The organism is Streptomyces sp. NPDC048521 (assembly GCF_043199855.1).
Taxonomy (GTDB): Bacteria; Actinomycetota; Actinomycetes; order Streptomycetales; family Streptomycetaceae; genus Streptomyces.
This window is the reverse complement of the sequence record NZ_JBICWR010000006.1, coordinates 13,817-27,746: the sequence shown is the minus strand read 5'-3', so window position 1 is coordinate 27,746 and position 13,930 is coordinate 13,817. Positions and strand designations below refer to the sequence as shown.

Below are 13,930 nucleotides of genomic sequence, written 5' to 3'. Positions count from 1 at the left end.
GGAGCCGTTCAGGCAGCGGGGACGCCCGGCCGCTCGGCGGCGATCGTCGTGTCCTGGCCGTGGCCGGTGTGCACGACGGTGGCGTTCGGCAGGGTGAGCAGCCTGTCCCGGACGGACGCCACGATGGTCGGGCGGTCGGAGTACGAGCGGCCGGTGGCACCCGGGCCACCGTGGAAGAGCGTGTCGCCGGTGAAGACGGCGTCGAGGAACGGGGCGTTCAGGGAGCAGCTGCCCCAGGTGTGACCGGGAGTGTGGACGACCTTCAGCTCGATGCCCGCGACCGAGAGGACACGGCCGTCGAACAGCTCGCCGTCCGGCTTGCGGGCCGGGTGCGTGTGCGACCACAGCTCGTGGTCGGCGGGGTGGAGCAGGACGGGCGCCCCGGTCAGGACGGAGAGCGCGGGCGCCGCGCCGACGTGGTCGTCGTGGGCGTGGGTGCAGACGATGGCGGTGACCCGGCGGCCGGCTGTTGCCCGGTGGATCGCCGCTGCGTCGTGCGCGGCGTCCACGACCAGCACTTCCTCGTCGTCACCGATCAGCCAGACGTTGTTGTCCACGTCGAAGGTTCGACCGTCGAGGCTGAAGGTGCCGGAGGTGAGGACGCGTTCGACGCGGACGGAGCCGTGCACGCCGGATCCGTCGGCGCTCGGTCCGTCGGTGATCGGTCCCTGTGCGCTCACAGGACCACCACCGAGCGCAGCACCTCACCGCGGTGCATCTTGCCGAACGCCTCCTCCACCTCGTCCAGGGCGATCGTCTCGGACACGAACGCGTTGAGGTCGAGCAGGCCGTACAGGTACTGGTCGATCAGGAACGGGAAGTCCCGGCTCGGCAGACAGTCCCCGTACCAGGAGGACTTGATGGCGCCGCCGCGGGAGAAGACGTCGATCAGCGGGAGTTCGACCTTCATCTCGGGGGAGGGCACACCCACCTGGACCAGCAGACCCGCGTGGTCGCGCATGTAGAAGGCCTGCCGGAACGTCTCCGGCCGGCCCACCGCGTCGATCGCGATGTCCACGCCGTGGCCGTCGGTGAGTTCCCTGACGGCCTCGACCGGGTCGGTGCCGCGGGAGTTGACGGTGTGGGTGGCGCCGAACTTCTCCGCCTGGTCGAGCTTCCTGTCGTCGATGTCCACGGCGATGACCTTCATGGCACCGTTCAGGCAGGCGCCCGCGATGGCCGCGTTGCCGACGCCGCCGCAACCGATGACGGCGACCGAATCACCGCGGCCGACGTTGCCGGTGTTGACCGCCGCGCCGTATCCGGCCATCACCCCGCAGCCGATGAGACCCGCCGCCTCGGGACGCGCGGCCGGGTCGACCTTCACCGCCTGGCCTGCCGCGACCAGCGTCTTCTCGGCGAAGGCACCGATGCCGAGGGCGTTGCTGAGCGGCGTGCCGTCCCGCAGGGTCATGGGCTGCGCGGCGTTGCGGGAGTCGAAGCAGTACCAGGGCCGGCCACGGCGACAGGAGCGACAGCTGCCGCAGGGCGCCCGCCAGGCGAGCACCACGTAGTCACCGGGCCGCAGATCGGTGACACCGGGGCCGACCGCCTCGATCGTACCGGCCGCCTCGTGACCCAGCAGGAACGGGAAGTCGTCGGTGATCGCACCCTCCCGGTAGTGGAGATCCGTGTGGCACACCCCGCAGGCCTGCACGTCGACGAGTACCTCACCGGGCCCCGGATCGGGGACGACGATCGTCCGCACCTCCACGGGTGCGCCCTTCTTCACAGCGACTACGGCACGGACCTCGTGTGGCACGACAAGCTCCTCTGCTGTTGCGCATTGCACGATGGGTTGCGCGATGGGGAACATATTGAGAACGGCGTCGTGGGGCCGTCAAGGGGTGCGCGTTAACCCTTGGCAAAAGGAACCTGCGGGGTGAAACCTCTTGGACACACGACGGCGCGGGACCAGGAACGTCCCGGTCCCGCGCCGTCGTCCGTGCGCTGTGAACGCTGCGCGCGTCTGCCCGCCGCTCGGTCAGAAGCCGTAGCCCATACGGCGTGACAACTCGGCGCCCGCCGCCACCGTCCGCTTCGCCACCTCCGGCAGGCGGTCCGCGTTCAGCCGGTACACGGGCCCGGAGACGCTGATCGCCGCGATCACCTTGCCGTCGTGCGCGCGCACCGGCGCCGCGACGGCCGCGAGCCCCAGCTCCAGCTCCTCGAGTGTGACGCCGTAGCCCTGTTGGACCACGGCCTCCAGCTCGGCGCGCAGCATCGTCGCGCCGGTGATCGTGCGGTCCGTGAACCGCGGCAACGGCCGCGCCAGCAAGCCCTCGCGCAGGGTGGGCGGCATGTGCGCGAGCAGTACCTTGCCGCTGGACGTGGCGTGCAGCGGGGTGCGTCTGCCGAGCCAGTTCTGCGCGGTGACCGACGCCGTGCCGCGGGCCTGCATGATGTTGACCGCCGCATCGTCGTCGAGCACGGCGATGTTCACCGTCTCGCCCAGCTCGTCGGCGACCTCCCGGCATACCGGGACACCCTCCTGGGAGATGTCCAGACGCACTGCCGCCGCCCCCGCCAGGCGCAGTACGCCGGCCCCCAGGTAGTACTTGCCGCGGTCCTTCGCCTGGGCCACCAGACCGCGGTTCTCCAGGACCCCGAGCAGCCGGAACGCCGTGGACTTGTGCACGTCCAGCTCCTCGGCGATCTCGGTTACGCCCGCCTCGCCGTGCCGCGCGAGGATCTCCAGCACGCTCACGGCACGGTCCACCGACTGCACCGCACTGGCCGCTCCGCGGCCGTTCTGCCTCTCCGGGGCCCTTGGGTCCTGCGTGGTCTCCTCGTTGCGGTCAGACTGCTTCTGCGTGCGGGTCATGGCTCAACTCTCACCACCTGGGGGCCCGGTTCGGGCCGCATCTGCGGGTAGCCCTTGACGCGACGGCCGTCCCGCCCGGATTCTGTTGCGCATGGCGCTAGCTCGTGCGCCATACGAAACACCATGTTACCGAAGCGTCCGGATCCCGGAAGAGTGCCGGACCTCCCGGCCGGTGCCCGACACATCCGGCCGGTGCCGGACCACCCGGTCCCGGGCCGGGCCGGTGCCGGACCAACGTCGGTCCGCCACTCCCGTGACGCTTCACCGGCCCGGACCGCCCGAGGTCCGGACGCCCGCCTGCATCCCTGACGCCTGCATCGAGCAGGTCCCGGACCGAGTGTCCCGGACCGAGAGGGGGGCCCGTGATTCCCGTCTGCCGCCTGGAAGACCTCCCCGAGGGCGAGTCCGTCCGCGTCGAGACCACGCCACCGATCGCCGTGTTCCGCACCGAGGACGGTGAGCTGTACGCCATCGACGACACCTGCACCCACCAGGACGCGTCCCTCTCCGAGGGCTGGCTGGAGGGCTGCCTGGTCGAATGCCCGCTACACGCCGCGTCCTTCGACCTGCGCACCGGCGAGCCGACCTGCCTGCCGGCCCGCCGTCCCGTCCGCACCCACCGCGTCACCGTCCAGGACGGCGTCGTCCACGTCCACCTCACGGCGGAGGAGGGCACAGCCGCATGAATGCTGCCAGGGGCCGGTTCGGCCGGCCCGGTCCCACGACCACCCCCTTCCCCCTCACCCCCTGTCCGGCCGGTGCGGCAACCACCGCTCCCCGGTGTCCCGCCCACCTCGCGAGGAGCCGTGCCCTATGAGGACCGTGACCATCGTCGGCGCCTCCCTCTCCGGGCTCTACGCCGCCCGTGAACTGCGTGCCCAGGGCTTCGACGGCCGACTGGTGATCGTCGGCGAGGAGCCCCACCGCCCCTACGACCGCCCTCCTCTCTCCAAGGACTTCCTCACCGGCCTCGCCGACGAGGAGCACCTGGCCCTCACCGACGCCGACGAGACCGCCGACCTCGACGCCGAATGGCTGCTCGGCGTCCGCGCCCGCGGACTCGACACCCGCGGCCGCACCGTGCTTCTCGGCGACGGACGTACGCTCGCCACCGACGGCGTCGTCATCGCCACCGGCGCCGCCGCCCGCCGACTCCCCGGCGACAGCTTCGCCGGCGTGCACACCCTGCGCACCCTCGACGACGCCCGCGCCCTGCGCGCCGACCTCACCCAGGGCCCCCGCCGGGTCGTCGTCATCGGCGGCGGCTTCATCGGCGCCGAAACCGCCTCCTCATGTGCCCGGCTCGGCCACGCGGTCACGGTCGTCGAGGCCGCCCCCTTGCCGCTGCTGCCCCAACTCGGCGCGCGCATGGCCGCCGTGTGCGCCGCCCTGCACCGCCGGGGCGGTGTGGAACTGGTCGCCGGAACCGGAGTAGCCGGGCTGCGCGGCACCGGCACCGTCACCGGTGTCGACCTCACCGACGGCCGCACCCTGCCCGCCGACGTGGTCGTCGTCGGCATCGGCGCCGCCCCCAACACCGCCTGGCTGACGGGCTCGACGCTCGCTCTGCGCGACGGCGTGCTGTGCGACGACGGCTGCGTGACCGCCCTGCCCCACGTGGTCGCGGTCGGCGATGTCGCCCGTGTCGGCGGCACCCGGGCCGAGCACTGGACCTCCGCCACCGAGCAACCCCGGGTCGCCGTGACCAACCTGCTCGCCGGCCGTACCCGGGACAGCGTCCGCACCGTGCCGTACTTCTGGTCCGACCAGTACGGCACCCGCATCCAGTTCGCGGGCCGCCACCGCGACGGCGACACCGTCCAGGTCACCGAGAGCGAGATCTCCGGGGGCCTGCCCGGTGAGACAGGTTTCCTGGCCCGCTACGAACGGGACGGCCGTACCGTCGCGGTGCTCGGCGTGGACCGCCCGCGCGCCTTCATGCAGGCCCGGCGCGCACTCCAGCGGGAGGAGCGGCAGCGGGTCGAGCCGGCCGTGCTCTAGGGCGGCAGGGGTCGAGCGCGTCCGGTCCGGCGCTGTCAAGACGGAGCCCCTCGCCCGACCCCGTGTTGGCAGACTCGGGTGGGTCACGGCCGCCCGGGAGGGTCAGTGCCGCCCGGGCGGTCAGCGCCGTACGTCCGATCTCGCCGCGTCGGGCTTCGGATCAGGAGTGAGACAGCTGTCCGGCGCCGCCCCGCCGACCTATTCGCTCCGGCTCGCCCAGCGGCGCCCGCTCCTCGCGTCGGCGGGCGCGCCGCTCCCGGCGGAGCGCCCGGGCCGTGCTGCTCGGCTCGGAGACCACGCCGTACCGCTGGTTCCACACCTGACGGGTCACCCATACGTCGACCACGGCCCAGGTGGCCACCACCGTGCTCGCCACACTGCTGATCACCATGGGAAACGCCAGCCAGGACCCGGCCATCGTGCACAGGAACGCCACCATCGCCTGGATCAGCGTCACCGCGATGACGATGACCGCGCGCACCGCCGCCGTACGCACCGGATCAGGCAGCGGGTGCCGCCGCGCGGGCTCCTCGACCCACAACGGCCGGGATATGCGCTCCTGTTCGCCGCCGGTCGACTCCCCGGTGCGCCGAGGCGCCGAAATGTCGCGATGCGGCGCCTCGAGGCCCCGCCGCGCCGCCGAGCGCTCCGCCGCGCTCTCCCCGGGCGCCTCGCGCCGCTCCACCGTGCCCATCACCGTGTCACTCCCCACTGCCGGCAGACCGCTCGCCCCGGCGTCCGAAGACTCCGACTCCCCAGTGGCTGCCCGGCTTGCGCTGTTTTACGCCGCCGGGATGCGGGATGCGGCTCCTGTGGCCCATTCCGCCCCCATCTCCCATAGACAAGGACGAACGAGATCGCGCGAAGATTCCCAAACGGCGAAAAAATCCAGCCAACCGCCCGCACGCGCGGCCGAGACCGATCCTGGCGCAACCGCCGAATCCCGGTGGCAATCTCCCCCAATGACCGGACAACTCGCCATGTCTCGCCGCTACTGCGGAAGTTCACCCTCCGGACGTGTCTTCGAGTTAACTGTCAGGCGGTAGTAGGCTCGCGCCGTTTGTTGACGCACATGTGCACCCCCGACCGGCGGGGGTCGAGCTGGGGGAGGCCATGCGCTTTCGCGGGAAGTCGATCCGCCGGAAGATCGTGGCGCTGCTTCTCGTGCCGCTGGTGTCCCTGACCGCCATCTGGGGCTTCGCCACGATACTCACGGGGCGTGAAGTCGCCCAGCTGTTCCGGGTCACCGACGTCGTGCAGGACATCGGCTATCCCACCGAGGACACCGTCCGCGTCCTGCAGCAGGAACGTCGCCAGACCCTCGTCTACCTCGCCGATCCACGGGCCGCCGACGCCCTCTCCGCGCTGCGCCGCACCCGCGGCGCCACCGACCGGGCGATCGGCGAGGTCCGGAAGAACGCCAAGGTCCGCGACATCCGCGACGGCATGGACCAGGACGACAACGAGCGGCTCACCGCCGTCCTGGACGCCTTCGACGGCCTCGACTCCCTGCGCCGCAGCGTCGAGGAGGGAACGGTCACCCGTGCCCAGGCCTTCGGCCTCTACAACCGCCTCGTCGACCCCTGCTACTCGCTGCTCGCCGCCCTCGACGGCATCGACGACGTAGAGATGGACAAGCAGGGCCGCGCCCTGGTCAACATCACCCGCGCCCGTGAACTGCTCTCTAGGGAGGACGCCCTCCTAGGCTCCTCCCTGGTCGTCGGCCGCCTCACCCGCGACGAGACCCGCGACATCTCCGACCTCGTCGCCCAGCGCACGCTCCTGTACGACATCAGCCTGCCGCTGCTGCCCGCCGCCGAACGCGAACGCTACGAACACCTCTGGAAGAACGCCACCACCGCCCCGCTGCGCGTGGCCGAACAGACCGTCATCGGCGCGGGCTCCGGTACCCCCCGCGGGATGACCGCCAAGCACTGGGATTCCGCCGCGGCCGGCGTCCTCGACGAACTGGGGACCCTCGACGACCAGGTGGGCGACCGTTTGCAGGACCGTGTGCGCCCCGTGGCCGTGGGCGTCATCCTGCAGGCCGCCGTCGCGGGCCTGCTCGGCCTGATCGCCCTCGTGCTCTCCGTCGTCCTCTCCGTCCGGGTGGGCCGTGCCCTCATCCGCGACCTGAGGCAGCTGCGCCTGGAGGCCCATGAGGCGTCCGGCGTCCGGCTGCCCGGAGTGATGCGCCGCCTGTCGGCCGGCGAACAGGTCGACGTCGACACGGAAGTGCCACGGCTCGAGTACGACAAGAACGAGATCGGAGAGGTGGGCCAGGCCCTCAACACCCTCCAGCGCGCCGCCGTCGAGGCCGCCGTCAAGCAGGCGGAACTGCGGGCCGGTGTCTCCGAGGTCTTCGTCAACCTTGCCCGCCGCAGCCAGGTGCTGCTGCACAAACAGCTCACCCTGCTCGACACCATGGAGCGCCGGACCGAGGACACCGACGAACTCGCCGACCTGTTCCGCCTGGACCACCTCACCACGCGCATGCGCCGTCACGCCGAGGGCCTGGTGATCCTCTCCGGCGCCGCGCCGTCCCGGCAGTGGCGTCGCCCGGTGCAGCTGATGGACGTCGTCCGCGCCGCCGTCGCCGAGGTCGAGGACTACGAACGCATCGAGGTACGGCGCCTGCCGCGCATCGCCGTCACCGGCCCGGCCGTCGCCGACCTCACCCACCTCGTGGCCGAACTCCTCGAGAACGCCACCGTCTTCTCGCCCCCGCACACCGCCGTCCAGGTCCTCGGTGAGCGGGTCGCCAACGGGTTCACGCTGGAGATCCACGACCGGGGTCTCGGCATGACGGCCGAGGCACTCCTGGACGCCAATCTGCGTCTCGCCGAGACCCCCGAGTTCGAACTCTCCGACACCGACCGGCTCGGCCTCTTCGTGGTCAGCCGCCTGGCCCAGCGCCAGAACGTCCGTGTCTCCCTCCAGCCGTCGCCCTACGGCGGCACCACCGCTGTCGTCTTCGTCCCGGACACGCTGCTCAGCGACGACGTCCCGGACACGAACGGCATCGGCTTCCGCCTCGACCGGGACCGTCCGGCAAGGGAGCCCGGACAGGCGGCGAGTCGCGCCGCCGGACGGGTCCAGGCACCGGTGCAGTTGCCGGGCCTGCCGACCTCCCTGCTGGACGGCCCCGTCGAACTGGAGTCGCCCGTCGATCTGGACGCCCTCGACGACTTCCCCGGGATCCTGGTGGACGAGGACAGCGAGCGCGGCGGACTGTTCCGCCACCGCCGCTCTCTCGCCGGCGCCGAGGACCGGACGGCCGCCCTCCCCGGTGACCATCCCTCGTCCGAGGAGCCCGGCGACCGAGAACCCGTACCCCTGCCGCGGCGGCAGACACCCAAGCTGGTCAGCTCGCACGGCAAGCCCGTCACCGGCCAGCGCTCCCGCCGTGCGGAACCGGACCAGCCGCCCTCCGGCGGCCCGCGCCGCGCCGACACGGGTGGACTGGCCCCGCTGCCCGCCCGGCGCCGCGGTGCGACCCCCCGGCGTGCCGCCCCCGAAGTCACCGGCCGCCTCGGCGAGCCCGCGACCACTGCGTCCGGCGGCGTCGCCGAGACGTCCGCGCCCCCGGCGCTGCCCGGGCGGAGCCGGCCCCAGGCGCTCTCCTCCGGCGGTCCGAGCGACACGCCGCCGCCCAGCAGCGATGCGGCCGGGACCGGCGGCGCCACCACCCCGCCCGCCGGTGAGGCGGCCGCCGAACCGGGCACGGGGCCGCTGCCCCGGCGTATCCGCCAGGCCAACCTGGCCCCCCAGCTCAAGCAGGGCACCGAACGGCGCGCCGAGCACGCGGCCCAGCCCGCCGACCGCGATGCCGAGGAGGTCCGCAGCCGGATGGCCTCCCTCCAGCGCGGCTGGCAGCGCGGCCGTGAGGAGAACGCCGCGGGCGACGAGGCCCCAAACGGCACAGCACAAGGAACGACTAAGGGGGACGGTCGATGACCGCACCGAAGGCGACCGACCACACGGCGACGAACAACGGGGAGCTGAACTGGCTCCTGGACGATCTCGTCGACCGCGTCGCCAGCATCCGCAAGGCCGTCGTCCTGTCCGGCGACGGGCTGCCCACCGGCGTGTCCACGGACCTGACCAGGGAGGACAGCGAGCACCTGGCCGCCGTCGCCTCCGGCTTCCACAGCCTCGCCAAGGGAGTGGGACGCCACTTCGAGGCGGGCAGCGTGCGCCAGACGGTGGTCGAGCTCGACGACGCCTTCCTGTTCGTCACCGCCGCCGGTGACGGCAGCTGCCTCGCCGTCCTCTCCGACGCCGACTCCGACGTCGGACAGGTCGCGTACGAGATGACGCTTCTGGTCAAGCGGGTCGGCGTGCACCTGGGCACCGCCCCGCGCACCGATCTGCCCGCAGGCGGGTAGTGGGATGGCATGAGCGGAGACGGTCAGGGAAGAACGCACTGGTTCGACGACGAGGCCGGACCGGTCGTCCGTCCGTACGCCATGACGCGCGGCCGCACCACGAGTGCGGCCCAGCACCGCCTCGACCTCATCGCGGTGGTCGTCACGGAGCCCGACGCGGGCGACCCGGAAGCAGACCCGACGCTGTCCCCCGAACACGTGGAGATCGTCGGACTCTGCCGGGACACGCCGCAGTCGGTCGCCGAACTCGCCGCGGACCTCGATCTGCCCATCGGCGTGGTCCGCGTGCTCATCGGCGATCTCGTGCACGCGGAACTCGTCCATGTCACGCGCCCGGTACCACCGGCCGAACTGCCGGACGAGAGTATTCTGCGCGACGTGATCAACGGCCTCCGGGCGCTGTGACCGGCGCGGAAGCGGGGTAGTGACGTGACAGGCTGGCAGTTCTGGGTCGACCGAGGCGGCACCTTCACCGACATCGTCGCGCGTCGCCCGGACGGCCGGCTGCTCACGCACAAACTGCTGTCCGACAACCCGGCCCGCCCGCACTCTCGGCTTCGCTCGAGCGGGGGGACCCCCATCGCCGACGCGGCCGTCGCCGGCGTACGCGCGCTCCTCGGCGGCTCGCAGGAGCCCGTCGAGGCCGTCCGCATGGGCACCACGGTCGCCACCAACGCCCTGCTGGAACGCAAGGGCGAACGTACCCTCCTCGTCATCACCCGCGGCTTCCGCGACGCCCTGCGCATCGCCTACCAGAACCGCCCCCACATCTTCGCCCGCCGCATCGAACTGCCCGAACTGCTCCACGAACGGGTCGTCGAGGTGGACGAGCGCGTCGCCGCCGACGGCACCGTCCTGCGCGCCCCCGACCTGGATGCCCTCGCGGGCCCGCTCCGGCAGGCATACGACGACGGGATCCGCGCCGTTGCCGTCGTCTGCCTGCACAGCCACCTGTACCCCGCCCACGAACAGGCGATCGGCGACCTCGCCGCCCGCACCGGCTTCCCCCAGATCTCGCTCTCCAGCGAGGTCAGCCCGCTGATGAAGCTCGTCCCCCGCGGGGACACCGCCGTAGTCGACGCCTACCTCTCGCCCGTGCTGCGCCGCTACGTGCGGCACGTCGCCGAGGAACTCCACGGCGTGCGGCTGATGTTCATGCAGTCCAACGGCGGGCTGACGGAGGCCGGGCAGTTCCGCGGCAAGGACGCCATCCTCTCCGGCCCGGCCGGCGGCATCGTCGGCATGGCACGCATGTCGCAGCGCGCCGGATTCGAGCGCGTCATCGGCTTCGACATGGGCGGCACCTCCACCGACGTCTCGCACTTCGCCGGCGAGTACGAGCGCGTCTTCACCACGCGGATCGCGGGCGTCCGGCTGCGTGCCCCCATGCTGGACATCCACACCGTCGCCGCCGGCGGTGGCTCCGTCCTGCACTTCGACGGCTCGCGCTACCGGGTCGGGCCCGACTCCGCCGGCGCGGACCCGGGTCCCGCCTGCTACCGCGCCGGCGGCCCGCTCACCGTCACCGACGCCAACGTGATGCTCGGCCGCATCCACCCCGACCACTTCCCGGCCGTGTTCGGGCCAGGCGGCGACCAGCCCCTGGACGCGGCCCTCGTCCGTGACCGGTTCACCGCCCTCGCGCGCCGGATCCACCGACGGACCGGCGACGACCGCACCCCGGAGCAGGTGGCCGAGGGCTACCTGCAGATCGCCGTCGCCAACATCGCCAACGCCGTGAAGCGGATCTCCGTCCAGAAGGGGCACGACGTCACCCGCTACGCCCTGACCACCTTCGGGGGCGCCGGAGGCCAGCACGCGTGCCGGGTCGCCGACTCGCTCGGCATCCGCACCGTGCTCGTACCCCCCATGGCAGGCGTCCTCTCCGCACTCGGCATCGGCCTCGCCGACACCACCGCCATGCGCGAACAGTCCGTCGAGGCGCCCCTGGAAGCCGCCACCATGCCCGGCATCCGTGAGACCGCCGGCTCCCTGGAGGCCGCCGCCCGCACCGAACTCCTCGCCGAGGACGTCCCCGCGGACCGCATCCGGGTCACCTGCCGGGCCCAGCTGCGCTACGACGGCACCGACACCCCCCTCACCGTCGAGCTGGCCGAGCCCGACGCCATGAAGCACGCCTTCGAAGAACGTCATCGCGCCACGTACTCCTTCACCCTCGACCGCCCGCTCGTCGTCGAAGCCCTCTCCGTCGAAGCCACCGGCATCACCGCACCCCCCGATCTCTCCGCCCTCGCCCCTTACGAGGGCCGACCCGCAGCGCCCGAAACCGTCCGTCTCCACACCGGCGGCGCCTGGCGCGACGTACCCCTCCACCGCCGCGAGGCCCTTCCCCCCGGCGAGACCGTCACCGGCCCCGCGATCATCACGGAGGCCAGTGCGACGACCGTCGTCGACGACGGCTGGCGGGCCGTGGCGACCGACGACGGGCATCTGGTCATGGAACGCACGGCGATTACGCAGAGTTCCGATCTCGACACACAAGTGGACCCGGTTCTGCTCGAGGTCTTCAACAACCTCTTCATGTCGATCGCCGAACAGATGGGCGCCCGGCTGGAGTCCACGGCCCAGTCGGTCAACATCAAGGAGCGCCTGGACTTCTCCTGCGCCCTGTTCGACCCGGACGGGAACCTGGTGGCCAACGCGCCCCACATCCCCGTCCACCTGGGGTCCATGGGTACCAGCGTCAAAGAGGTCATCCGCCGCCGCGGCCCCGCCATGCGGCCGGGCGACACCTACGCCGTCAACGACCCGTACCACGGCGGCACCCACCTGCCGGACGTCACCGTGATCACCCCCGTCTTCGACACCGACCGCGCCACGGACACGGAGCGTGACCCGAAGATCCTCTTCTACGTCGCCTCACGCGGCCACCACGCCGAGATCGGCGGCATCGCCCCGGGCTCGATGCCGGCCCACAGCCGCACCATCGAGGAGGAGGGCGTCCTCTTCGACAACTGGCTCCTCGCCGAGAACGGCCGCTTCCGCGAGGAGGAGACCCGCCGCCTGCTCACCGAGGCGGCTCACCCCTCCCGCAACGTGCGGACCAACCTCGCCGACCTGCGCGCGCAGATCGCCGCCAACCAGAAGGGCGTCGAGGAAGTCGCCCGCATGATCGGCGAGTTCGGCCTCGACGTCGTCCAGGCCTACATGGGGCACGTCCAGGACAACGCCGAGGAGGCCGTCCGCCGCGTCATCGACGCCCTGGACGACGGCGAGTACGCCTACGAGACCGACTCGGGCGCCGTCATCCGCGTGCGCGTGCGCGTGGACCGCGCCGAGCGCCGGGCGACCATCGACTTCACCGGCACCTCGGCGCAGCTCCCCACCAACTTCAACGCCCCCGTCGCCGTCGTCAACGCGGCTGTCCTCTACGTCTTCCGGACCCTGGTCGCCGACGACATCCCGCTCAACGACGGCTGCCTGCGCCCCCTGGACATCGTCGTGCCGCCCGGCTCGATGCTCGCCCCCGAGGCGCCCGCCGCCGTCGTCGCGGGCAACGTGGAGACGTCCCAGGCGATCACCGGCGCCCTGTACGCCGCGCTCGGCGTCCAGGCCGAGGGCTCCGGCACCATGAACAACGTCACCTTCGGCAACGAGCGCCACCAGTACTACGAGACCGTCGCCTCCGGATCGGGAGCGGGCGACGGCTTCCCCGGTGCCGACGTCGTACAGACCCACATGACCAACTCCCGGCTCACCGACCCCGAGGTCCTGGAGTGGCGGCTGCCGGTCAGACTCGAGGAGTTCGCCGTCCGGCGGGGGAGCGGCGGCGCCGGACGGTGGCGCGGCGGCGACGGCGCCGTGCGCCGCATCAGGTTCCTCGAGCCCATGACCGTCTCGACGCTGTCCCAGCACCGCCGTGTGCCTCCGTACGGCATGGCGGGCGGCGAGCCCGGAGCGCTGGGCGCGGGTCGTGTGGAGCGAGCCGACGGCACGGTCACCGACCTCGGCGGCAGCGGCTCGGCTGAGGTCGGTCCCGGCGACGTACTCGTCATCGAAACCCCCGGTGGCGGCGGCTACGGCCGACCGTCGCCCGACCCCCATCAAGCAGGAGAAGAGATCGATGATGTTCGGGCGTTCTGAGCGCGGCAAGCCCCCGGTCGAGCCCGTCACGCTCAAGATCCTGGTGGCCGGCGGCTTCGGCGTGGGCAAGACGACGCTCGTCGGCGCGGTCAGCGAGATCAGGCCGCTGCGCACCGAGGAACTGCTCACCGAGGCCGGACGCCCGGTCGACGACACCAGCGGGGTGGAGGGCAAGCACACCACCACCGTGGCCATGGACTTCGGCCGCATCACCCTGCGTGAGGACCTGGTGCTGTACCTCTTCGGTACGCCCGGGCAGGAACGGTTCTGGTTCATGTGGGACGAGCTGTCCGAAGGTGCGCTCGGCGCGGTCGTCCTCGCCGACACGCGCCGCCTGGAGGACTGCTTCGCCGCCGTCGACTACTTCGAGCGACGGTCCATACCCTTCCTCGTCGGCGTCAACTGCTTCGAAGGAGCCGCCCGTTACCCGGCCGATGCCGTCCGCCGGGCCCTCGACCTGGACGACGACGTGCCCGTCCTGCTGTGCGACGCGCGCGACCGGGAGTCGGTCAAGGAGGTGCTCGTCGGCGTCGTCCGGCATGCGATGGAGTACACGGCCGAGGCCCGCCCGACCGTCAGCACCTGAGCCACGGACACGACCCGTACCTCCGCC

General features: G+C 72.1%; 11 protein-coding genes. 7 read left to right on the top strand and 4 right to left on the bottom strand.

Annotated features, from left to right (window positions below):
- Positions 1 to 8: 8 nt before the first annotated feature.
- The 3 genes from ACGFRF_RS15980 to ACGFRF_RS15970 all read right to left on the bottom strand — a co-directional run bounded on the left by ACGFRF_RS15980 (position 9) and on the right by ACGFRF_RS15970 (position 2,824).
- Positions 9 to 629 (bottom strand): MBL fold metallo-hydrolase, encoded by a 621-nt coding sequence (locus ACGFRF_RS15980; protein WP_393740858.1) that lies wholly within the window; start codon positions 627 to 629, stop codon positions 9 to 11.
- Between the two features lie 47 nt (positions 630 to 676).
- Positions 677 to 1,762, bottom strand: a complete 1,086-nt coding sequence (locus ACGFRF_RS15975) for an S-(hydroxymethyl)mycothiol dehydrogenase (protein ID WP_393740202.1) — start codon at positions 1,760 to 1,762, stop codon at positions 677 to 679.
- A 222-nt stretch (positions 1,763 to 1,984) separates the two neighbouring features.
- Entirely contained in the window at positions 1,985 to 2,824 is an 840-nt protein-coding gene (locus ACGFRF_RS15970) for an IclR family transcriptional regulator (RefSeq protein WP_393740200.1), read from the bottom strand.
- A 362-nt stretch (positions 2,825 to 3,186) separates the two neighbouring features.
- Here ACGFRF_RS15970 and ACGFRF_RS15965 point away from each other — a divergent pair, with 362 nt between their 5' ends.
- On the top strand, positions 3,187 to 3,510 hold the full coding sequence (locus tag ACGFRF_RS15965; protein ID WP_393740198.1) for a bifunctional 3-phenylpropionate/cinnamic acid dioxygenase ferredoxin subunit: 324 nt from the start codon (positions 3,187 to 3,189) through the stop codon (positions 3,508 to 3,510).
- Between the two features lie 127 nt (positions 3,511 to 3,637).
- Positions 3,638 to 4,825: an NAD(P)/FAD-dependent oxidoreductase gene (locus tag ACGFRF_RS15960; protein ID WP_393740196.1), complete on the top strand. Its 1,188-nt coding sequence runs from the start codon at positions 3,638 to 3,640 to the stop codon at positions 4,823 to 4,825.
- A gap of 160 nt (positions 4,826 to 4,985) precedes the next feature.
- On the opposite strand, the gene ACGFRF_RS15955 is transcribed toward ACGFRF_RS15960, so the two are convergent.
- Entirely contained in the window at positions 4,986 to 5,519 is a 534-nt protein-coding gene (locus tag ACGFRF_RS15955) for a hypothetical protein (protein WP_393740194.1), read from the bottom strand.
- A 419-nt stretch (positions 5,520 to 5,938) separates the two neighbouring features.
- On the opposite strand from ACGFRF_RS15955, the gene ACGFRF_RS15950 reads away from it, so the two are divergent.
- From ACGFRF_RS15950 to ACGFRF_RS15930, 5 genes are read left to right on the top strand one after another with little or no spacing between them, the layout of a single operon-like run.
- The gene (locus tag ACGFRF_RS15950; protein ID WP_393740192.1) at positions 5,939 to 8,782 is read left to right on the top strand and encodes a nitrate- and nitrite sensing domain-containing protein; all 2,844 of its coding nucleotides are present in this window, start codon (positions 5,939 to 5,941) and stop codon (positions 8,780 to 8,782) included.
- Positions 8,779 to 9,213, top strand: a complete 435-nt coding sequence (locus ACGFRF_RS15945) for a roadblock/LC7 domain-containing protein (RefSeq protein ID WP_393740190.1) — start codon at positions 8,779 to 8,781, stop codon at positions 9,211 to 9,213. The genes ACGFRF_RS15950 and ACGFRF_RS15945 overlap by 4 nt, the downstream gene beginning before the upstream one ends.
- 9 nt (positions 9,214 to 9,222) lie before the next feature.
- The gene (locus ACGFRF_RS15940; RefSeq protein WP_393740188.1) at positions 9,223 to 9,618 is read left to right on the top strand and encodes a DUF742 domain-containing protein; all 396 of its coding nucleotides are present in this window, start codon (positions 9,223 to 9,225) and stop codon (positions 9,616 to 9,618) included.
- Positions 9,619 to 9,642: 24 nt separating this feature from the next.
- On the top strand, positions 9,643 to 13,317 hold the full coding sequence (locus tag ACGFRF_RS15935; RefSeq protein ID WP_393740186.1) for a hydantoinase B/oxoprolinase family protein: 3,675 nt from the start codon (positions 9,643 to 9,645) through the stop codon (positions 13,315 to 13,317).
- On the top strand, positions 13,298 to 13,903 hold the full coding sequence (locus ACGFRF_RS15930; protein ID WP_393740184.1) for an ATP/GTP-binding protein: 606 nt from the start codon (positions 13,298 to 13,300) through the stop codon (positions 13,901 to 13,903). Before ACGFRF_RS15935 ends, ACGFRF_RS15930 begins: the two co-directional genes overlap by 20 nt.
- The last annotated feature ends 27 nt before the right edge of the window (positions 13,904 to 13,930 follow it).